Genomic DNA, 21,641 nt, shown 5'->3' with positions numbered 1-21,641 from the left:
TTATGCGGACGCGGACATGCAAAAGGCGGGATCCATTGTCCCGCCTTGCTTCGTACCTCGGAGAGCCTGATAGCGGCGAGGCGAGGTAGCGCCAGTGTGAAAGAAGCCGCTCATGTATGAAGATGAAGCTTACAGCTGGCTTTCTATGACGCTGCATGCTTGCTTGATTTTTTCGACCTCATTGCGAATGTCCATTTCGCCCGTCGTATTTTGCAGCTTATTGCAGCTTTCTTGAATTTTGCGGGTTTGCTCCTTGACTGCCGTGCTTGCCATCCGGATCACCTCCAATGTGAAAATGTCGTTACCCCGACGGTTGTAGTATGACTGATCGCGGCGTTTGCTATGTACGTTTTTTTGGGAAGCGGTCCGAAAGGCGAAATCCAGATGGTGCGGCGTGACGACGAGACGGCTTCATGTTAGACTGAAGGGGAGGCGGCCTTACAGGGAAGGGCATTTTTTAATAGCTTACAATTCGACGGTAAACGCCGGCAGGCGGAATATCCGTGGCCTGTATTTTTTATCGAAGCCGTACGATGCAGCGAGGTGACTTTAGTGGCGATCAAATGGGATGGTCATACGCATACGAAATTTTGTTATCACGGCAGCAGCGCCGAAGAGGAGCTCTATATCGAGCGCGCTCTAAGCTTAGGGTTCGAGCGTTACACAATTAGCGAGCATCCGCCGCTTCCAACACGCTGGATTCCGTCCAACGACAAGCTGATGGCGGAGCTGGCGATGTCGGAGGAGGAACTCCCCGCTTATATCGCTTATGCCCAGGAGATCAAAAAGCAATATGCCGGCAGGATCGAAATTGCGGTCGGGCTGGAATTCGATTATTTGCAAGGACGAACCGATTACACCGAAATAATGGTGGACAAGTGGTATAAGGAGCTCGAAGACGTCGTTTATTCCGTTCATTATTTGCCCGGCGTCGACGGGATGCGCTGTATCGATTTTACGCCTGACGATTTCAAGGATGGACTTCTCGCCCATTACGGCTCGATCGCGAATGTCGTGGACGAATATTATAACCATGTCGAGGCGGCTATCGCCTTTGCAGCAAAGCTGCCGATGCGCAAGCGGATCGGGCATATCAATTTAATCGAGAAGTTCAGACTGGCGCTTCCGGAGTTCGACGATACGCAAATCCGAAGCAGGCTGGAAGCGATCATTCCGCAGTTGGAAGCGGGAGGAGTAGGCATCGACGTCAACACGGCGGGGCTTCGCGTTCCTACCTGCGGCAAGCCTTACGTACCGGAATGGTTTTTGCAGGAATGCGTAAAGCGGGGAATCGAATGCGTATACGGCTCGGATTCCCATCGTCCCGATCATGTCGGAAGCGGCTGGGACTGGTACGAAGCCCGAATGATCGAAGCGGAAGCACGAGGGTGAACGGCCAGCCTTTATCGCGCTTGTAACCGGAACTGCAGGAGGCGCAGGGCAAATAAGTAGTGAATGCTTCAGAACATGGAAACCGCCTGAGCCTACGAGCTTTGCAGCGGTTTTTTTATGCGCGCCGGAACCGGCATATTACGCGGAAGAGGATGTCGAGGCGGCTCGGATTTCCATGAACTTTTGCATAGGTCGTTTCGGCATGTACTGGGTTGATGACGAAATATGCCGGTCTGCTGCCATACAATTTCTTCTCCACACAAATTAAAAAAGCGCCCGTTCAAGGAACGGACGCCCGGTAGAATAAACGCGGTAAGCTTACATTTTTTTGCCCAAAACGTGATCGAACGGAATGAAGCCGATCTCGCGGCTATCCGTGCTGTGGTTCCGGTTGTCGCCCATGACGAAGATGTGATCATCCGGCACGACGTATGTTTTTTCGGCGGTCGGGTTCATTTTTTCTTTCACGTACGGTTCATCGAGAAGCTCGCCGTTTTTGTATACTTGCTGGTTTTTGATTTGGATGGTATCCCCGGGTTTTCCGATAACCCGTTTCACGAAATAAATGTGATCGTCTTCCTTACCGGTGATGAAGCTCAGCAACCCGTTCTCCATCAAGTCGTCCTTGAATGTCCGCTTGCGGTCGACGCGGCTGTCGATGATCACGATATCTCCATAGTCCGCCTCAAATGCGAAGGTATGGGTCAGTTTGGATACGAAAATACGTTTGTTGTCCTGCAGGGTCGGATCCATGGAATGCCCGAGTACTTTAGTCGGCTGAACAACGAAGGTGCTGATCAGTAGCGAAATGATGACGGCAATGGCAATCGAGCTGCTCCAGCTCCACACTTCACGCAAAATTTTTTTCATATGTTACCTCCGTTGACAGATCGCTGAAAGGTATGTGCGACCAAGCTGCTATTCCACCAGTATAACGCGCCAAGAATCATGCCTGCAAGTTATGCATAATTTGGAAACGAAACCCTAAGTGGTTTAACCGCGCCCGCTACAAAATTATGGTGCATTATGGATAAATGGAATTGACGCCCGAACCCCAATTATGCTACTATTAACCTCACGATTATCATATGCGGGTGTAGTTCAATGGTAGAATGCCAGCTTCCCAAGCTTGAGGCGAGGGTTCGATTCCCTTCACCCGCTCCATAAATGAAGAAGCAATGAAGGAAGAGAACCCGATCGAGGGGACGACCGTCCGTGAAGGCTTCGAGGAAATACATAAACAGGACGAGCGTCAGAATCTACCGCCAGCAGCTCCGAGAGGAGCGAATTTCAAATCAAGATTCTGAGTATTCCCTTCACCCGCTCCATAAATTAATAATCATTTATGAATAGTTTGAAGGGAAGAGAACCCGATCGAGGGGACGACCGTCCGTGAAGGCTTCGAGGAAATACATAAACAGGACGAGCGTCAGAATCTACCGCAAGCAGCTCCGAGAGGAGCGAATTTCAATCAAGATTCTGAGTATTCCCTTCACCCGCTCCATAATGAAGAAGCAATGAAGGGAAGAGAACCCGATCGAGGGGACGACCGTCCGCAGCGGACGTTTTTTTATTTAAAGGGAGTATGAGGATAGCCGACTACCCGATTTCAAAAAAAAAATATGGAAAGTCTTGCGTCATCCGGATATTCGTGCTATATTATAGTTCGCTTGTGTCCCAGTAGCTCAGTTGGATAGAGCACTCGCCTTCTAAGCGAGTTGTCGGGGGTTCGAATCCCTCCTGGGACGCCATTTCATAATTAACGTTCAGCCGCCTTCTTAGAGGGCGGTTTTTATGTTGTCCGGCGATGCGGCCATATTCCTAGAATGCCGGCGTGCAGGATCGCAAGGATATTGCCGTCAGGCCCGTACTCGCCAATGCCGGTGAATGCCGCTGGCCCCATGCTCGCTAAAGTCTGCTGAACGAAGCAGGCTTCCCGACAATTTTTGCAATTTTTCTCCGTTCGCGGTACGATCAAAGGCAATACTACATACATGATTGGTGGAGATGGATGTGACCGACATGGAGAAAAGCAATGTGGTCTTGCTGCCGCAGTCGATCGACTTCTACCAAATCGAGCTGACGCGCATGCTGGAAACGGACCGGTTTGCGGAAGCGGCCGGCTTGCTCCGTTTCCTGATCGGCTGCGAAAGCGGAGACCCGCGCGCTGACGAGGAATGGCTGTCGCTGCTGAACTGGCTGGAAACGACGTTTCCGGGGGTTAGGGAGCCGAACGGCGGCGGATTGGCGGATGCCGGATCCGGGCGCTTCGATGCGTTCGAGGAACAGAGCGAAGATGCAGACGAAGAGGAATCGGAAGCGGATTTGCTCAAACGCCGCTTGAACGATAAAGCGGACACGGACGACGCCTTCGTCTTAAAGCTGCTTGAGAAGCTTGAGCGGGCAAGCACGCTGCCGGAGCAATTGATCGCGCTTGAGCAGCTTGCGCTCATTCGCGGCGACGACGAGCATATCGAAGCTGCGCTCATTAAATGGCTGCAGGCGGCTCCGCTATCGCCGATCGATCAGTTTACGGCCCTGCAGGCGCTCGGACGAAGAGGGGTGAAGACGGAAATTATACTGGCGAGACCGGGCGGGCAAATTCGGGTGAGGCCGAACCAAACGCCGCAAAATCCCGAGCAATTTCCGGAAGCCGCGAGAAAGCCGATTTCCGTATTCGCCGAAGCGAGCGGAGATGCCGATCCGATGCTTACCGCGTATGCTAGGCAAACATGGTTCGATTTTTTGGCATTTTATTACGGTACGGATATTTACGATCGCTTGAAAGGCGGGGACGAAGGCCAAAGCCGCATTTGGGCGGCGGCGCTGCATAAACAGTCCCTTGCTGCGCTGCAAGGAGAAGGAGCTGCGGCGGACGAAGAGCTTTACGCCCGTTACGGGCTGCTTCCTGAGCAGGAAAACGACTGGCGGGACGCGCAAAAAGCGCTGAAAGCTTTTACGCCGGGGATATAAAGCTGATTAGCTTGAAATGAAAACGGTTTGTGATATAATGGAATGGTTATAATGGCGGACAAGACGACCGTAGTGCGTTGTCCAAAGCCAGTACGTGATAAAACGACGGTACATTTTTTGGAGGGGAAGGCATAAAATGAAAGCAAGCTGGGAAAAAATAGAGAAGAACCAAGGTGTTCTTACTGTAGAGGTTGACGCAGAGCAAGTTGCTGTCGGATTGGACAAGGCGTTCAAGAAAGTTTCCGCTAAGGTAACGGTTCCGGGCTTCCGTAAAGGAAAAGTGCCGCGGGCGCTTTTCGAAAAGCGTTTCGGCGTAGAAAGCCTTTATCAGGATGCGATCGATATTTTGCTGCCTGAAGCTTACATGGATGCAGTAAAAGAAACGGGCATCGAGCCGATCGATCGTCCCGAAGTCGACGTCGAGCACATCGCCAAAGGCGAATCGCTGAAATTTACGGCGAAGGTTCTCGTGAAGCCTGAAGTTTCGCTTGGCGAATACAAAGGCATCGAAGTGGAAGAGCAGAACGCTGAAGTGACAGCGGAAGAAATCGAAGAAGAACTGAATCGTTTGCAGCAGCGTCATGCCGAGCTGAATGTAATCGAGGAAGGACCGGCTGAGAACGGCGACATGACGGCCATCGACTTTGAAGGCTTCGTAGACGGCGTTGCATTCGACGGCGGCAAAGCGGAAAACTATTCGCTCGAGCTTGGCTCGAACAGCTTCATCCCGGGTTTTGAACCGCAAATCGTCGGCATGGCGAAAGGCGAAGAGAAGGACATCGAAGTAACGTTCCCTGAAGAGTACCACTCGGAAGAGCTGAAAGGCAAAGCTGCGGTATTCAAAGTGAAGGTTAACGAAATCAAGCGCAAATCGCTTCCTGCACTCGACGACGAATTCGCCAAAGACGTCAGCGAATTCGATACGCTTGACGAGTTCAAGCAGGACATCGAGAAACGCTTGAAGGAGCGCAAAGCGGAAGAGCTGAAGCGTAATCAAGAGAATGCCGTGATCGAGAAGGCGGCTGCCGCTGCGGAAGTCGAAATTCCATCCGTCATGATCGAAACGGAAATCAACGGCATGCTCCAAGACTTCGAGAACCGTCTTCGCATGCAAGGCATGAACCTGGAAATGTACTACAAATTCTCCGGTCAAGACGAGCAACAGCTGCGCGGGCAAATGCAGGAAGACGCTGAGAAACGCGTACGCAACAATCTGGTGCTCGAAGCGATCGCCAAAGCGGAGAACATCGAAGTATCCGAGGACGATCTGAATGCAGAACTGGAGAACATGGCGCAGCAATATCAGCGTTCCGTTGAAGAGATTCGCACGATTCTCGATGCTAACGGCAACCTGGCAGCCATGAGAACCGATTTGGTCGTTCGCAAAACCGTAGATTTTTTGGTTGAGCATAGCAAAAACGGATCCAGCGCTGCGTAATCATAAGTGAAGAAGCATCCGAGGGGCACGTCGCAGAACGTGCCTTTCTTTTCAGTCTCTCAGTGAAGCAAATTGTGGAAGCGGCTCGAGACCTGCGGTAATCGTCTGCGTTAAAGAGGTCGGTAGTCGTTTCTCCTTGAATCAGGCCCATTTTCCCGTCCCGCAGGCGAAAATGACTTTGCCAAACAAACATGCTACAATGAGAAGACGGTTATCGCATCGTTTCATTATTGCCGGCAGGGGTTCTCTCCTTAAGGGTAGTGGACGGCGCGGCAGCTCGAGCTTCATTTTGTGGAGCTTATTTGACCAGGAAAGGGGTTGGCTGTATGAGTCTAATACCTATGGTTGTGGAGCAGGAAGCTCGCGGAGAGCGGTCATACGACATCTATTCCAGACTCCTCAAGGACAGAATCATCTTTATCGGAAGCGCGATCGACGATGATGTAGCCAATCTTGTCATCGCTCAGCTGCTATTTCTGGACGCGCAGGATTCCGGGAAAGATATTTTCCTGTACATCAATTCACCGGGCGGTTCGGTAACGGCCGGACTCGGCATCTACGATACGATGCAGTTCATCAAGTCGGATGTATCGACAATATGCGTGGGTATGGCCGCAAGTATGGGCTCTCTCTTGCTCACGGCAGGCACCAAAGGCAAACGTTTCGCTCTGCCTAACAGCGAAGTGATGATCCATCAGCCGCTGGGCGGGGTAAGAGGCCAGGCGACCGACATCAAGATTCACGCCGATTGGATCATCCGCACGAAGCAAAAGCTCAATCAGATGTATGTCGAGCACACGGGACAGCCTTATGAGAAAATCGATCGGGATACCGATCGCGATAATTTCATGAGCGCCCAAGATGCGAAAGCGTACGGCTTGATTGATGAAGTCATCTCTCGCAAGGACTTGATTTAAAGGGGGGATTGGATTGTTCAAATTCAACGATGAAAAAGGACAACTGAAATGTTCGTTCTGCGGCAAGTCGCAGGATCAAGTGCGTAAACTTGTAGCAGGACCGGGCGTTTATATATGCGACGAATGTATCGAGTTGTGCACGGAGATCGTCGAGGAGGAGCTCGGTCACGATGAGGAGCTCGATCTGAAGGACGTTCCGAAGCCGAAGGATATCCGGGTCATTCTCGATCAGTATGTCATCGGACAGGATCAAGCGAAGAAATCGTTGTCGGTGGCTGTTTACAACCACTACAAACGGATTAACTCGCAAAGCAAGCTGGAAGACGTTGAACTGCAAAAAAGTAATATTTTGCTGCTGGGCCCGACAGGTAGCGGTAAAACGCTGCTGGCGCAAACGCTCGCCAAAATTTTGAACGTACCGTTTGCGATCGCCGATGCCACTTCGCTTACCGAAGCCGGTTATGTCGGCGAAGATGTCGAAAACATTTTGCTGAAGCTGATTCAAGCGGCCGATTACGATGTGGAGAAAGCCGAACGCGGTATCATTTATATCGACGAGATCGATAAAGTGGCCCGCAAGTCGGAAAATCCTTCGATTACCCGCGACGTATCCGGGGAAGGCGTTCAGCAAGCGCTCCTGAAAATACTCGAAGGTACGGTTGCTTCGGTTCCTCCGCAAGGCGGACGTAAGCACCCGCATCAAGAATTTATCCAAATCGATACGACGAACATCCTGTTCATCGTGGGCGGAGCCTTCGACGGCTTGGAATCGATCATCAAGCGCCGTATCGGCAAAAAAGTGATCGGCTTCGGCACGGACGGCATGAAAGCCGACTTGAAGCCGGGCGAATATTTGTCCATGGTGCTTCCGGAGGACTTGCTGAAATTCGGCTTGATTCCGGAATTCGTCGGCCGGCTGCCGGTTATCTCGACGCTGGAGCCGCTTGATGAAGCCGCTTTGGTCCGGATCTTGTCCGAACCGAAGAATGCGTTAGTCAAGCAGTATCAGAAGATGCTCGAGATGGACAACGTGAAGCTGGAATTCCAGAACGATGCGCTGGAGGCGATCGCGAAGGAAGCCATCAAGCGGAATACCGGTGCAAGGGGCTTGAGAGCGATCATCGAGGCGGTCATGCTCGACGTCATGTTCGAAGTGCCTTCCCGCACCGACGTTTCGAGCTGCCTGGTGACCGAGGAAGTCATCCAGCAGAAGGTTGCTCCGGAGCTGATTACCAAAGAAGGCAAAGAAGCTGCCGGCAAGTCGAAGAAAAAAGAAGAGAGCGCGTAAGCGTATCATAAGCGCATAAACTCCTCCAATCCGGAATGCCTCAGCAGAGGCTTTTGGAGCGGAGGTGTTTGGCGTCATGGGAGAGAGACGATCATGTATCATAGAACCGACACCGTACCCGTCAAAGTGGGGAATTTGACGATCGGCGGGAACAATGATGTGATTATCCAGAGCATGTGCACGACCAAAACGGCCGACGTAAAAGCGACCGTTGCGGAAATTCACCGTCTCGAAGAAGCGGGCTGCCAGCTTGTTCGCGTAACCGTCAACAACAAGGAAGCCGCGGAAGCGATCAAGGAAATCAAGAAGCAGATTTCGATTCCGCTCGTATCGGACATTCATTTTGATCACCGCCTTGCGCTGATCGCCATTGAGAACGGGATCGATAAAGTGCGGATCAACCCGGGCAATATCGGGAAACGGGATCGTGTAGAAGCGGTCGTGCGCGCCTGCAAAGAGCGGGGGATTCCGATTCGCATCGGGGTGAACGCCGGATCGCTCGAGAAGCATTTGCTCGATAAATACGGGTATCCGACGCCGGAAGCGATGGTGGAAAGCGCGCTTTTCCATATCGGCATTTTGGAGGAGCTCGATTTCCGTGATATCATCGTTTCGCTGAAAGCCTCGGACGTGCCGATGGCCATCGCGGCTTATACGAAAGCGGCCTCCGCTTTCCGCTACCCGCTGCATCTTGGTATCACCGAGTCCGGAACGCTTTTCTCGGGTACGGTCAAAAGCGCGGCAGGTCTCGGAGCCCTGCTGTCTCAAGGAATCGGTTCGACCGTACGCATATCGTTAAGCGCCGATCCGGTCGAAGAAATTAAAGTTGCGCGTGAAATGTTGAAGGCGTTCGGCCTTATTTCGAATGCGGCGACGCTGATTTCTTGTCCGACCTGCGGGCGTCTCGATATCGATTTGTTCTCGATCGCCAATGAGGTTGAAGAATACATTTCCAAAATAAAGGTGCCGATAAAAGTGTCCGTTCTGGGCTGTGCCGTAAACGGTCCGGGTGAAGCCCGCGAAGCCGATATCGGAATTGCGGGAGCGCGCGGAGAAGGCATGCTGTTCCGCTACGGGGAAATGATCCGGAAGGTGCCGGAGCATGAGCTTTTGGCCGAGCTGAAAAAAGAAATCGACATCATCGTTAAGCATTTCGAAGAAACCGGAACGATTCCGGGTCGTCGTCACTAATCGTAAAGAGCTGCACGCAACGGGCAACCGGAGCTGCAGCTTTTTTTGTTTGTATCGGCATAACTTGTACCCTATAATACCCTTTCGTTTGACGCTTAAAAACATCGTTGAAATTTTTAAGCCTCTTCGCATAGTTTGCCATCCATTAACAAATAACAAGAGGAAAGCATATTTAACCATAAATAAAAGGAGAGTTACGGATGGCGGCTTGTTTACGTATTGTACGCATGCTTATGGCTGCGGGATTGATCTTCGCGGGGGTAAACGGCAATGGCATGTTTGCCGCTGCAAGCGCGGACCCGATACATTCGAACGGGGGCTCTAGCGAGCCGGCTGCAAAGCCCGCCAAGCGGGGGGTTATCGTCATCGACGATTTCGGCAGCGACATGAAAGGGACGAAGGAAATGATGGAGCTGCCGTTTCACGTAACGGTAGCGGTTATGCCGTTTCTGCCTACATCGAAGCGGGATGCGGAGTGGGCGCATAAGGTCGGGCATGAGGTCATCGTACATATGCCTATGGAACCGCTGAAAGGAAGGAAGAGCTGGCTGGGGCCTGGAGCCATTATGACCTCGATGTCGGACGAGGAAATTCGCAAGCGGGTAAATGAGGCGATCGACGCCGTTCCGTTTGCGGTAGGCATGAACAATCATATGGGCTCCAAAGCGACAGGCGATGAGCGGGTGATGACGATCGTATTGGAGGTTTGCCGGGAGCGCGGTCTTTTCTTTCTGGACAGCAAAACGAATTACCGCAGCGTCGTTCCGGTATTGGCAGCCAAAATGGGCGTAAAAACGGTCGATAATCATATGTTTTTCGACGACATCGCGACACAGGCTCATATCTCGAAGCAAGTAAGGCTGTTTCAAAAGCATTTGCGTGAAAACGACCTGACGGTTGCCATCGGGCATGTAGGCGATTCGGGCAAACAAACCGCGGCCGTCCTGCTTAGGCATTATCCGGACTTGGCTAAAGAAGCGCAATTCGTTCCCCTAGCCAATGTCGCTACCGTTCATGCGAAGAACGGGAATTAGCCGATTCGGTATAGGTAAAGTATTGATCGATTGCCGAACGTAAAGCATCGACCAACTGCTTCTGCTTTTCGGGAACGGTGAGCTGCTGCCTGTCGCCTTCGTTAGATATAAAGCCCATTTCGACAATGACTGTCGGACATACCGAATGGTTCAAAATATAGAAGGTTTTGCCGAATTCCGGCTGGGTAGACTGTTTGTACAATTTATTCATGGATGCCTGAAGAAAATTGGCCAGCAAAATACTGTGGCTGTTGTTCTGATGGAGAACGACGCCGCCGGTTCTGCTGCGGCTTTTGGACCAGTTGACATGCAGGCTGATCATGATTTTGGGGTACAGCTGATTCGCGATCAAACACCGCTGCGCCAGGTCGCGGCGGTGACGGCTTGACCGCAGCCAATGATTGTCTTCGCTGAGCGCATAATCGCCTGTGCGGTTCAGAACGGTCCGGTAGCCTTTGCGGTTGAGCTCGGCGTAAAGCATTTTGGCCATCTCCAGGTTAATATCCTTCTCCAGCAAATTGCCGTTGACCGTTCCGCCGTCAATCCCGCCGTGGCCGACGTCGATTACGATATCGGGTCCGGCAATGAACGCCGGCGTAGCGTAAGCCTGCTCCGTTTGCAGAAAAACAAATCCGCACAGCAGCACCAGGACCCGTATCCGCGTCAAGAAATTCCGCATATGCTCAATCTCCTCTCAGCAGCGCCTTACATTTCAAATACACATATTCAGTAGCCTTCGCAAAATCGGCAAAGTCATGCATCCGCTCACTTCCCACATGTTAGGGGGTAAGTTTTTTTGCGGAAAATCGGGAGATCGAATGCGGAAATCGGTTCAATCCATGGATAATGCTGGCTGCAGCAGGCAATACTAGCAGGTAGGAGATTTTATCAAAGAACGTTCCATACCGCGCCGAAGCAAAGGTGTCCGGTCAGAAGGGGAGGACGAAGCAGATGAGTGTGAGTTTAATTTTAATGGTAATTCAATTATTTTTTGCGGTAGTTATCGGGTTGTATTTTTGGAATTTGTTGCGTAATCAGCAAACGAATCGTTCTGCAATCGACCGCGAATCGAAAAAAGAGCTGGAAAAGCTGCGCAAGCTGCGCTCCGTTACGCTAACCAAGCCGCTCTCCGAGAAAACGCGGCCGGCGGCAATGGGCGACATCGTAGGCCAAAAGGAAGGGCTTCGTGCGCTGAAGGCCGCTCTGTGCGGACCGAATCCGCAGCATGTAATCATCTATGGACCTCCCGGCGTCGGCAAAACGGCTGCTGCCCGCGTCGTGCTTGAGGAAGCGAAAAAAAGCGGCAATTCGCCGTTTAAATATGACGCCAAATTTACGGAAATCGACGCGACGACAGCACGCTTCGACGAAAGAGGGATCGCCGACCCGCTTATCGGCTCCGTTCACGACCCGATTTATCAAGGTGCGGGTGCGATGGGCGTAGCGGGAATCCCTCAGCCGAAGCCGGGAGCGGTGACGAAAGCGCATGGAGGTATTTTATTTATCGATGAAATCGGCGAACTGCATCCGATTCAGATGAATAAATTGCTTAAGGTGCTCGAAGACCGGAAAGTATTCCTCGAGAGCGCGTATTATAATTCCGAGGACGGCAATATCCCCGGTTATATTCACGACATTTTTCAAAACGGTCTGCCTGCAGACTTCCGGCTAGTAGGCGCAACGACCAGGACGCCGCAAGAAATTCCACCGGCTATTCGCTCGCGCTGCATGGAAATCTTTTTCCGTCCGCTGCTTCCCGAGGAAATCGGTCAAATCGCAACGAATGCCGTCCGAAAAATCGGATTCCCCGAAAGCCGGCAAGCCGTCGAAGTTATCAAAAGGTACGCGACGAACGGACGGGAAGCGGTCAATATCGTCCAATTAGCAGCAGGTTTAGCTATGACCGATAACAAAGAGGAATTGGGAGCAGCAGACGTCGAATGGGTCGTCAGCAGCAGCCAGCTATCGCCTCGTCCGGAGAAAAAGGTGCCGGGCCAGCCGCAAATCGGCTTTGTCAACGGATTGGCCGTTTACGGACCGAATCTCGGCACGCTGCTTGAAATCGAGGTTACCGCTATTCGCGCGAGCGAGCCGGGCAAAGGCGTCTTTAATATTACGGGAGTCGTCGATGAAGAGGAAGTTGGAGGCGGATCGCGCACGCTGCGCCGCAAAAGTATGGCTCGCGGGTCTGTGGAGAATGTATTGACGGTGCTGCGCCGTCTCGACATGACCCCAGACGATTACGATCTGCATATTAACTTTCCCGGCGGCGTTCCGATCGACGGACCTTCCGCCGGCATATCGATGGCGACGGCTATTGCGTCCGCGATCCATCGGATACCGGTCGATAATCGCCTGGCCATGACCGGCGAAGTGAGCATTCACGGCAACGTCAAGCCGATCGGAGGCGTAGTCGCGAAGGTGGAAGCGGCCGTGCAAGCGGGTGTTACGAAGGTGATTATTCCGCGTGAAAACTGGCAGGAGCTGTTTACGTCGCTGGAAGGCATAACGATCGTCCCTGTCGATACGATCGAAGACGTGCTTCACGAGGCGCTTGGCGTAAAGCTCGGCGACAGGACGGTCCATGTGCCGGCGGCAAACGATGTCATTGCGGCATCGCCCGGAATTGGTGTTTTGAATTAAGTTTTGGTAAAATAACTAAGATCGCTAAAGTTACTGCGATCCGTTAATGAACAGCAGCTTTTGGTTTCACATACATTGGAGGTGCTGGAGCAATGGGTCCGACCAAAACGAAGGTTAAACGGCTACCTCTGCTGCCGCTCAGAGGACTTCTGGTGTATCCGAGCATGGTCCTGCATTTGGATGTCGGGCGAGAAAAGTCGGTACGCGCGCTGGAACGCGCGATGGTCGACGACAGCTTGATTCTCCTTTGTTCCCAATCGGAGATGAACATCGAAGAGCCTACCAAGGAAGATATATACCGCATCGGAACGATCGCCAAGGTGCGTCAAATGCTTAAGCTGCCGAACGGCACCATACGCGTTCTTGTGGAAGGAACGGCTCGTGCGGAAGTTGTGGAATATCTTTTCAACGACGAATATTACGAAGTGAATGCGAAGGAGCTTCCGGAGCAGGAGCTTGCCGATCCGGAAATCGACGCGCTGATGCGGACGGTGCTAACCCAGTTCGAGCACTACATCAACCTGTCGAAGAAAGTGACGCCGGAAACGCTAGCGGCGGTGTCGGATATCGAAGAACCGGGAAGGCTTGCGGATGTCATTTGCAGCCACTTGTCGCTCAAAATCAAAGACAAGCAAGAAATTCTCGAAACGATCGATGTCAGGAAGCGGCTTGAGAAGCTGCTCGACATCCTCAACAATGAGCGCGAAGTGCTTGAGCTGGAACGCAAAATAAGCCAGCGCGTCAAGAAGCAAATGGAAAAGACGCAGAAGGAATACTATCTGCGCGAGCAGATGAAGGCGATCCAGAAGGAGCTCGGCGAGAAAGAGGGCCGCGCGGGGGAGATCGAAGAGCTGCGCAATCAGCTTTCCGAAGCGACCGTCCCGGATAAAGTCAGGGAGAAGATCGAGAAGGAAATCGACAGGCTGGAGAAAATGCCTGCATCATCCGCCGAAGGCAGCGTAATCCGGAATTACATCGATTGGCTGCTTTCGCTTCCTTGGTCGAAGACGTCGGAGGACGACCTCGACATCGTGAAGGCCGAGGAAATTTTGAACGAGGATCACTACGGGCTGGAAAAACCGAAGGAACGCGTGCTCGAATACTTAGCCGTGCAGAAGCTGGTGAAAAAGCTGAAGGGGCCGATCTTATGTCTTGTAGGGCCTCCCGGCGTCGGCAAAACGTCGATCGCCCGCTCGATCGCCCGCTCTCTGGGACGCGAATTTATTCGGGTATCGCTCGGGGGCGTTCGCGACGAAGCGGAAATCCGCGGACACCGCAGAACGTATGTAGGCGCCATGCCCGGACGTATTATTCAAGGGATGAAGACGGCGGGCACGAGCAATCCGGTCTTTTTGCTCGACGAAATCGACAAGATGGCGATGGATTTCCGCGGCGACCCGGCTTCCGCTCTGCTCGAGGTGCTCGATCCGGAGCAAAACAGCACTTTTAGCGATCATTTTATCGAATTGCCTTTTGATTTATCGAACGTTATGTTCGTAACGACGGCCAACGCCGTTCACAATATTCCGCGGCCGCTGCTTGACCGTATGGAGATGCTCTACATTCCGGGTTATACGGAAATCGAGAAGCTCGAAATCGTCAAAACCTACTTGCTGCCTAAGCAGGAGCGGGAGCACGGATTGGAGCCCGGCCAGCTGGAGCTCAAGGAAGCGACCCTGATGAAGGTCATCCGCGAATATACGCGGGAATCCGGTGTGCGCAATCTGGAGCAGCAGACCGCAAGCTTATGCCGGAAAGCGGCGAAGGAAATCGTCACGGATCCGGACAAAAAGGTCGTTATCGATAATGACAATCTGAAGGATTATCTCGGACCTTCCAAGTTCCGCTACGGAATGGCCGAGGAGCAGGATCAGATCGGCGCCGTAACCGGGCTTGCCTGGACGGAGGTTGGCGGCGATACCCTGGTTATCGAAGTGACCGTTATGCCGGGCAACGGCAAGCTGACGCTGACGGGCAAGCTGGGCGACGTCATGAAGGAATCCGCGCAAGCGGCATTCAGCTACACGCGTTCCCGTGCGGAAATGCTGAAAATCCCTTCCGATTTTCATGAGAAGAACGATATTCACGTTCATATTCCGGAAGGCGCCATTCCGAAGGACGGTCCGTCCGCAGGGATTACGATGGCGACGGCGTTGATCTCGGCGCTTACGGATATTCCGGTATCGCGCGAAGTGGCGATGACCGGAGAGATTACGCTCCGCGGTCGCGTGCTTCCGATCGGCGGCTTGAAAGAGAAATCGTTGGCCGCTCATCGTGCGGGAATCCGTAAAGTGTTGATGCCGAAGGATAATGAGAAAGACATTCTAGAAATACCGGAAAGCGTCCGCAAGGATATGACGTTCATCCCGGTAGCCCATATGGACGAAGTACTCGAGCATGCGCTCGTCAAGCCTGCGGAAAAGGTGGCAACGCCGCAGTAAACAGCGTCTAAACCCCAAGAGCGGAATGCTCTTGGGGTTTCGCGCGGAAATAAACCGATTCGGAGCGCTCCGGGAAGCCATGCGATTTAGGCTGCTCAGAGCATCGGATTTCATTGGGTTTAAACGCCCTTGGAAAGGGAGTGTCAGGGATGAAAGTAAATAACGCCGAATTTGTCATAAGCGCGGTAAGCCCGTCGCAATATCCCGAGGACGGACTGCCGGAAATTGCGCTGGCCGGCCGTTCCAACGTCGGGAAGTCGTCATTAATCAATAAGATGATCAACCGTAAAAATTTGGCTCGTACAAGCTCGAAGCCGGGCAAGACGCAAACGCTTAATTACTATAAAATCAACGAGGATTTATTTTTCGTCGATTTGCCCGGTTACGGTTATGCGCAGGTGTCCAAATCGGAGCGCGAACGCTGGGGCAAGTTTATCGAGCAGTATTTGACGCAAAGAGAAGAGCTAAAGCTCATTTTACAGCTGGTGGACATCAGGCATGCCCCCTCGAAGGACGATCAGTCGATGTACGAGTGGCTTAAGCATCTTGGCCTTCCGGTATGCGTCGTAGCGACGAAGGCGGATAAGATAAGCCGCAGCCAATGGCAAAAACACGTAAAGCTCGTAAAGCAAACGCTTGGTTTCCACTCGGCCGACCGCTTTGTCTTGTTTTCATCGGAAACCGGCATGGGGAAGGACGAGCTTTGGGATATCATTTTGGAAAAGATGGCTTGGAATGAGGAAGAAGAAGCGGAGGGGCAGCCGGAACTACACGAACCGGAGCCGACCGTATAAAATGTCAAAGCGCCGGACGGTCTTTAAACCCGATTCGGCGCTTTTTCTATGAGAATGAGCGTTTCGTCCTATCAAAGCGGCTCGCTTCTGCATTTACTAGTAATAGAAATGTGCAGAGGAGGATTTGCTATGCGGCCCAAAAAACGTCCGGCCAAACGTGTCAGTCCGGCTCGGAGAGCAGTGATCAAGAAGAAGGTTGCAGTCTATGTGAAGTCGTTGCAGGAGCACGCCGACATTGAGAATGTGGTGACCCTGACAACCGGCATCATCAACAAAAATGCAAATACGGAATTTTCCCACACGGAGGTGGTAAACCGGCGCTCATCTCCCGTTCAGGTGAGAGTCGTCGTGTTTAGCTGGAACAATCCGAATAATCCGGTTGTTCTGTCCAGCGTGGCGCAAAATATCCCGGCGAACTCGTTCCGTACATTTAATACGAACATTTCGGTCGTCAATTTTCATTACGAGACGGTCATTCTGGTTTCGAATACGACAAATGTCGTAGCCAACCATTTTGGATTGAACAGCGTCGGGGGAGTGCCTACCTCGCCGCAAGTAGGAGACACGGTGCTTTTCAAGGACTTGGTTATGATCGTTTAGAGCCGGAATATACAAAGGCTGTCCTTCGAAAGGAGGGCGGTTCTTTGTTTTTTTGGCGATCATAATCGGGCGAACATATTTTGCAGCGATGTGAAAATTGCGGTAAAATAAAGATAACTCCCCATCCATAACCAAGGGATACGGAGAAATCGAAACGGAAACATAAGGTTATGGCGGGAATCTCCAATCTAAAAGCGGTTTTTTCAGCAAATTTGCCTGAATCGTCTGATTTCGATGCAGGAATATTGATGCAGCCTGTAGTATAATCATTAATGTAACGGATTCAAAGGGCTTAAAAAACAGAATCGAGGGATTTTTATGGCGCAAAGGTTAGCGACCGAATACGTCAAAACCTGCCTGGAGTTAACGGAAGCACAAATGTCGAAATTCATATCGATGTTTCATGAGCATCAGAATCTTCTGCAAGTAAAAGTGCTGGACAACGGAAGCCAAGAGGTCGTTTTAATGGACCGCCCGGGAGATCAAATCGCGTTGTCGTTCGAGCGCATAATGGGCAAATATGTATTTGAAGGCTCATGCCGTTTTACGAATCCGAACCTCGTCAATCTAATGCGCAAAGCCGTTTCCGAGTTTAAAGGCAGTGCAATCGTCAATCGCATTTATATCGGGTACACGATGGTTTATCATTACGCCTCCGGATCCGTCGTTAAAATCGTTGAAATGAAAGGCGATCTGGAGAAAATTATCTATGAGCACAAGGATACTGTCGGAGATCTGGAACGAATGTACCGCAGCAGCGAAGCGGAGTGTGAAATTCAGAAGATCTGGCAGGAAATCGATTATTTTCTCGATTTGCGCAACCGAAGCGGAGAGAAGGCTGCAATCGACGAGCACCTGAAAATGCTCTCGCAACGATTGTTCGTGCTGGAAGCTTAAAACACGGAAACGAAAATTCTTGGCAATTATGACAAATAGTTGAACTGATGGCCCGCCATGTGCGGGTCTTATTGTTTATTTTCGCTTGCAAAATCGTTTGCGGCATCTTGCTTCGGCATGAAAATGGCTTCATTAAGGCACTTACGGAGATCGATCTGCATATGCTGTTCAGCGGGTGCCAAAAGCTTCCTTCATAAAAAAAAGTATTGCTTTTCTGGTCAATAGATGTTATTTTTATCTTCGTTGAAAACTTTATAGGAACCAGGATTCACTCAGGACATGTAATGTTGCGAGAGATTATTCCCTCGAGAAGTGAATGACGTAGGTCCTAGCGGATGAAATCAAACAATTTTATTCCTAGGAAGGGGGAACCGGAAGATGGAATATTCAACTTTCGGGCGCCACGTTGCCGTTGATACTTGGGGAGTAGATTTTGACCTTCTCAATAACGCGGAATGGCTGCAAGCACAAATGGTAGAAGCTGCTGAGGTTTGTGGTGCGACCGTACTATCTGTTCAAGCCAAACAATTCGAACCACAAGGTGCAACGGTCTTAGTCATGTTGTCAGAAAGCCATATCTCGATTCATACGTATCCTGAGAGAGGTTTTGCCGCACTTGATTGCTATACATGCGGTGAAACGGTTGATCCTCAGCTGGCTATCGATTATATGGTATCGGTACTGAAGCCAGAGACGGTACACGCGAAGAAGCTCATTCGTGGACTCGGCGAGCTGAAGGTAGAAACACCTGCGATCCGTCAAGCCGAAACGGTCAAATAGCCTACGGCGTAGATAATGAAGTTTTCCGTATATACGCATATAACCTAACCATGGAGCAATCCATGGTTATTTGTTTTGATCCATGTCCATACAATGAAACCATTGGGGCTACCAGTTTCGGGGGCTCCGCAAAGTACGCGGATTAACTACGAAGCTTTACTTGGCCGGGGATAATTTCAGGACCCGTTAAGTACTCGGTTCATGCTTCGAAAGTTAAGCGTCGCTTGGTGGCGGATAACGATGGATGCGGAGGGGACAAAATGGGAAAACTGCGTATAGGAAAGCTGGCGGTCTGGCTTTTTGCGGGACTTGTGATCGGGGTGACGCTCCTTCAGCTCTCCGGAGGAAAAAAAGGCGAGCAAGGGCACGAGAATGCGGCGCACTTGCTTTATCAGGTGTCGCAGTTTCAGATGGAGCTGCTGGCGAATGCGGTGTCCGAAGCGGAGAAGGCCAAAGATACCGGGCAGCTTGATGCGCTTAAACAAGCGGCTTACTCAGCAAATTTTACGCATGAGCGGCTTGTAATGGCGGAGGGGGAACAGCTCTCCGAGCTTGCCTCCATGCAGCAGGTGCTCCAATATATCGTCAGGCTGCAAATTGCCGGCAAACGGGCGCTTAAGCCGGAAGAGGCGGAGACGCTGCAAGCGGTCGGCAAGCTTTATCAAACGATGAGCGAGGACTATGCGAAGCTCATGACATCTGGCGGAGGCGTCATTTCGTCGCAAAACGACAAACTCAAAAAGACGGACAAAATGATTGTCGAGCAGTTAAGGGACATGCAGAAGCATTAATTTCATACATTTTTCAAAGATTGCGGTGGGGTTGTACCGGATCTATGCTATAATTGAGGTTGCGAAAGGAGGGTGAACACAATGCATATTATCGCGGTCGGTCTAAACTATCGGACGGCTCCTGTCGAAATACGCGAGAAATTTGCTTTTATGGCGGAAGAGCTCGCTTCAGCGCTGCAAAGGCTGCGACAAACCAACAGCATCCTCGAATGTGTAATTGTGGGCACCTGCAATAGAACGGAAATATACGCAGTTGTCGACCGGATGACCCTATGCGGTCATTATATCCGCGAATTTATGGAGAATTGGTTTGGCGTGTCGCGCCATAATTTCAATAAGCATCTGTATATTTACGAAGATCGCCAAGCTGTCGAGCATCTGTTCCGGGTAACCAGCGGACTCGATTCGATGGTGATCGGCGAAACGCAAATTCTCGGCCAGGTGCGCGACGCCTTTTTGCTTGCCCAGCAGGAGAAAACGACGGGGACATTGTTCAATACCTTATTCAAACAATCGATTACGCTGGCGAAGCGGGCTCACTCGGAAACGTCGATCGGCGAAAATGCGGTATCGGTCAGTTATGCCGCTGTGGAGCTCGGCAAACGGATTTTCGGAAGCTACGCGAATAAAACGGTCGTCATTATCGGAGCAGGCAAAATGAGCGAATTGACTGCCAAGCATTTGCATGCCGGCGGCGTACGCAAAGTGCTCGTGGTCAACCGGACGAGTTCCCGCGCCAAGGAGCTGGCAGAGAAGTTTCACGGCATTGCTTGTTCGATGGATCAGCTTGCCGATTGCCTGGCCGAAGCGGATATCGTAATCAGCTCGACCGGCGCTTCCAAGATCGTACTGACCAAAGCGGATGTACAGCGCGTTCTGCCTAAGCGGAAATCGCGTCCGCTTTTCATGATCGATATCGCCGTGCCGCGCGATTTGGATCCGGCTATCGGCGACTTGGCGAACGTATATCTTTATGATATTGACGATTTGCACTCCATTGTCGACAGCAACTTAGCCGAACGCCGTAAAGAAGCCGTTAAAATCGAAGGGATGATCGCGGAAGGGATCGCCGCATTCGAGCAATGGTACAAAATGATCGGCATGGGTCCCGTCATCAACGCCCTGCAAACGAAGGCAAACCGCATTCATGAGGATACGCTGGAAAGCATCCTCAATAAGCTGCCGGAGCTTGACGAACGGCAAGTGAAAGTAATCCGCAAGCTTACCAAAAGCATCGTAACGCAAATGCTTCGCGACCCGATCCAGCGCGTTAAGGAAATGGCGGGGGAGAAGAAGGGCGACGAAGCGCTGGAGCTGTTTACCCAGTTTTTCGCGTTGGAGGCCCTGCTCGAGGAGAAGAAGGAAACCGAACGCCTGGAGACGAAGGAAAGATCGGCCCCAGTTCACGTGCGTCAGCTCGTATCCGCGCGAGCGGACGAGCCGCAGGTAGACATCCGCGGATTGGCGGGGGCAGAGATGCTAGTTCGGCCATAGGAGCTTCGACCGTTTGCCTTTTCGTTCTCTGAGGCAGGTTATCGGGGCTCTCCGCAAAGTACTCGGAATAAACTTCGATGCCTCACTTCACTTTGTGGGGTTGATAGAGGAGGAACGCATGGTTAAACAAACCTGGCTATTCGATGCGATCCTTTACATATACGCCCTGGGCCTGCTGTTTTACTTCTCCGACTTCGCGAAAGCGAACCGGAGCGCCAAACGGATGGGAACAGGGCTGCTTATTTTTGTATGGGTGCTGCAATCGTTTTACTTGGCGTCCCATATATTCGAACATGAGCTTCTCAGCGCATACACCAAAACGGAAACGCTGCTCCTGTTCGCTTGGGCTGTTTTGACGCTTTCGCTTATCATAAACAGATTCCTGAGGGTAGAACTCTTCGTATTTATTATTAATATAGGCGGGTTCGCCGCATTCGCTTTTAACGTGTTCGGAAATCCGGAAATGGTGCCGAGCCGCCCAGGGTGGGAAATCGATGACGAATTGCTGTTTGTGCACATTTCGCTTGCGGTAGCCGCGTACGCTGCGTTTGCGGTAGCCGCTGTATTTTCCGGCATGTATTTGTTCTTGCACCGCCGTCTCAAGGGAAAGCAGTGGTCTCCGGCAGTGAAAAGGCTCCCGAGTCTGGAAAAAATCAACACTTACGCTTTTCGCGCTTCGATAAGCGGAATTCCGCTGCTTGTCGCAGCACTGGCGCTCGGCATCGTATGGGTTCTTTTGCAGGGAGATGCGGTTCTCCTGCTTGATGCGAAGGTTATCAATTCGCTCGTCGTACTTGCCGCTTATTTGTATTATTATTTGATGCGCCAGTTTTTCCAGCCTGCGGGAAACCGGCTTGCGTTATGGAATCTGTACGCGTTCGGCATCGTGCTGTTGAATTTGATATTGACGAACTATATGTCTTCCTTTCATCATTGGCTGTAAGTGGCGTAAGAAGCATAAGGGTGTG

The 21,641-nt window shown here is 51.6% G+C and carries 20 protein-coding genes and 2 tRNA genes; 18 read left to right on the top strand and 4 right to left on the bottom strand.

The window, feature by feature from the left end; genetic code table 11:
• Positions 1-129 precede the first annotated feature (129 nt).
• A complete protein-coding gene (locus DQG23_RS42065; RefSeq protein WP_158560350.1) occupies positions 130-273 on the bottom strand; it encodes a hypothetical protein in 144 nt (47 codons plus the stop codon).
• 279 nt (positions 274-552) lie between these two features.
• On the opposite strand from DQG23_RS42065, the gene hisJ reads away from it, so the two are divergent.
• Complete coding sequence (gene hisJ, locus DQG23_RS08375; RefSeq protein ID WP_113030352.1) at positions 553-1,392, top strand: histidinol-phosphatase HisJ; 840 nt, start codon at positions 553-555, stop codon at positions 1,390-1,392.
• Positions 1,393-1,710: 318 nt separating this feature from the next.
• Here hisJ and lepB read toward each other — a convergent pair whose 3' ends face one another.
• Positions 1,711-2,262, bottom strand: a complete 552-nt coding sequence (lepB, locus tag DQG23_RS08370; RefSeq protein ID WP_113030351.1) for a signal peptidase I — start codon at positions 2,260-2,262, stop codon at positions 1,711-1,713.
• A gap of 220 nt (positions 2,263-2,482) precedes the next feature.
• On the opposite strand from lepB, the gene DQG23_RS08365 reads away from it, so the two are divergent.
• The 7 genes from DQG23_RS08365 to ispG all read left to right on the top strand — a co-directional run bounded on the left by DQG23_RS08365 (position 2,483) and on the right by ispG (position 9,199).
• Positions 2,483-2,556, top strand: a tRNA-Gly gene (locus tag DQG23_RS08365).
• Between the two features lie 510 nt (positions 2,557-3,066).
• Positions 3,067-3,143: transfer RNA gene (locus DQG23_RS08360), tRNA-Arg, on the top strand.
• Positions 3,144-3,414: 271 nt separating this feature from the next.
• Complete coding sequence (locus DQG23_RS08355) at positions 3,415-4,365, top strand: hypothetical protein (RefSeq protein WP_113030350.1); 951 nt, start codon at positions 3,415-3,417, stop codon at positions 4,363-4,365.
• 136 nt (positions 4,366-4,501) lie between these two features.
• Positions 4,502-5,803, top strand: coding sequence for a trigger factor (tig, locus tag DQG23_RS08350; RefSeq protein ID WP_113030349.1), 1,302 nt, complete (start codon positions 4,502-4,504; stop codon positions 5,801-5,803).
• Positions 5,804-6,129: 326 nt separating this feature from the next.
• Complete coding sequence (clpP, locus tag DQG23_RS08345; protein WP_113030348.1) at positions 6,130-6,720, top strand: ATP-dependent Clp endopeptidase proteolytic subunit ClpP; 591 nt, start codon at positions 6,130-6,132, stop codon at positions 6,718-6,720.
• A 13-nt stretch (positions 6,721-6,733) separates the two neighbouring features.
• Positions 6,734-8,008: an ATP-dependent protease ATP-binding subunit ClpX gene (gene clpX, locus DQG23_RS08340; RefSeq protein ID WP_113030347.1), complete on the top strand. Its 1,275-nt coding sequence runs from the start codon at positions 6,734-6,736 to the stop codon at positions 8,006-8,008.
• A gap of 93 nt (positions 8,009-8,101) precedes the next feature.
• The gene (ispG, locus tag DQG23_RS08335; RefSeq protein WP_113030346.1) at positions 8,102-9,199 is read left to right on the top strand and encodes a flavodoxin-dependent (E)-4-hydroxy-3-methylbut-2-enyl-diphosphate synthase; all 1,098 of its coding nucleotides are present in this window, start codon (positions 8,102-8,104) and stop codon (positions 9,197-9,199) included.
• Here ispG and DQG23_RS43710 read toward each other — a convergent pair.
• Positions 9,153-9,341 (bottom strand): SPOR domain-containing protein, encoded by a 189-nt coding sequence (locus tag DQG23_RS43710; RefSeq protein ID WP_113030345.1) that lies wholly within the window; start codon positions 9,339-9,341, stop codon positions 9,153-9,155. The genes ispG and DQG23_RS43710 overlap by 47 nt on opposite strands.
• A gap of 58 nt (positions 9,342-9,399) precedes the next feature.
• Between DQG23_RS43710 and DQG23_RS08325 the strand changes: the two genes are divergently transcribed.
• Complete coding sequence (locus tag DQG23_RS08325) at positions 9,400-10,233, top strand: divergent polysaccharide deacetylase family protein (RefSeq protein ID WP_113030344.1); 834 nt, start codon at positions 9,400-9,402, stop codon at positions 10,231-10,233.
• Here DQG23_RS08325 and DQG23_RS08320 read toward each other — a convergent pair.
• Positions 10,205-10,912: an N-acetylmuramoyl-L-alanine amidase family protein gene (locus DQG23_RS08320; protein WP_113030343.1), complete on the bottom strand. Its 708-nt coding sequence runs from the start codon at positions 10,910-10,912 to the stop codon at positions 10,205-10,207. The two genes, DQG23_RS08325 and DQG23_RS08320, sit on opposite strands and share 29 nt — an antisense overlap.
• 272 nt (positions 10,913-11,184) lie before the next feature.
• Here DQG23_RS08320 and lonB point away from each other — a divergent pair, with 272 nt between their 5' ends.
• From lonB to ccsA, 9 genes are all read left to right on the top strand, one after another.
• A complete protein-coding gene (lonB, locus tag DQG23_RS08315) occupies positions 11,185-12,876 on the top strand; it encodes an ATP-dependent protease LonB (protein ID WP_113030342.1) in 1,692 nt (563 codons plus the stop codon).
• A 92-nt stretch (positions 12,877-12,968) separates the two neighbouring features.
• Positions 12,969-15,317, top strand: coding sequence for an endopeptidase La (gene lon, locus DQG23_RS08310; protein WP_113030341.1), 2,349 nt, complete (start codon positions 12,969-12,971; stop codon positions 15,315-15,317).
• A 149-nt stretch (positions 15,318-15,466) separates the two neighbouring features.
• Positions 15,467-16,111 carry a ribosome biogenesis GTP-binding protein YihA/YsxC gene (yihA, locus tag DQG23_RS08305; RefSeq protein WP_113030340.1) on the top strand — a complete coding sequence of 215 codons (645 nt, stop codon included), beginning with the start codon at positions 15,467-15,469 and terminating at the stop codon, positions 16,109-16,111.
• Between the two features lie 129 nt (positions 16,112-16,240).
• Positions 16,241-16,711, top strand: coding sequence for a hypothetical protein (locus tag DQG23_RS08300; RefSeq protein ID WP_113030339.1), 471 nt, complete (start codon positions 16,241-16,243; stop codon positions 16,709-16,711).
• A gap of 318 nt (positions 16,712-17,029) precedes the next feature.
• Positions 17,030-17,608, top strand: a complete 579-nt coding sequence (locus DQG23_RS08295; protein ID WP_113030338.1) for a non-ribosomal peptide synthetase module — start codon at positions 17,030-17,032, stop codon at positions 17,606-17,608.
• Between the two features lie 378 nt (positions 17,609-17,986).
• The gene (gene speD / locus DQG23_RS08290; protein WP_113030337.1) at positions 17,987-18,388 is read left to right on the top strand and encodes an adenosylmethionine decarboxylase; all 402 of its coding nucleotides are present in this window, start codon (positions 17,987-17,989) and stop codon (positions 18,386-18,388) included.
• A 260-nt stretch (positions 18,389-18,648) separates the two neighbouring features.
• Positions 18,649-19,179, top strand: a complete 531-nt coding sequence (locus DQG23_RS08285) for an S-adenosylmethionine decarboxylase (protein ID WP_113030336.1) — start codon at positions 18,649-18,651, stop codon at positions 19,177-19,179.
• A gap of 81 nt (positions 19,180-19,260) precedes the next feature.
• Positions 19,261-20,673: a glutamyl-tRNA reductase gene (gene hemA, locus DQG23_RS08280; RefSeq protein ID WP_113030335.1), complete on the top strand. Its 1,413-nt coding sequence runs from the start codon at positions 19,261-19,263 to the stop codon at positions 20,671-20,673.
• 118 nt (positions 20,674-20,791) lie between these two features.
• Positions 20,792-21,616, top strand: a complete 825-nt coding sequence (ccsA, locus tag DQG23_RS08275) for a cytochrome c biogenesis protein CcsA (protein ID WP_113030334.1) — start codon at positions 20,792-20,794, stop codon at positions 21,614-21,616.
• Positions 21,617-21,641: the final 25 nt, after the last annotated feature.

The sequence above is a fragment of the Paenibacillus contaminans genome (genome assembly GCF_003285015.1).
GTDB classification, from domain to species: domain Bacteria; phylum Bacillota; class Bacilli; order Paenibacillales; family NBRC-103111; genus Paenibacillus_V; species Paenibacillus_V contaminans.
The sequence above is the reverse complement of the archived record's forward strand: the minus strand, read 5'-3'. Positions and strand labels throughout refer to the sequence as shown.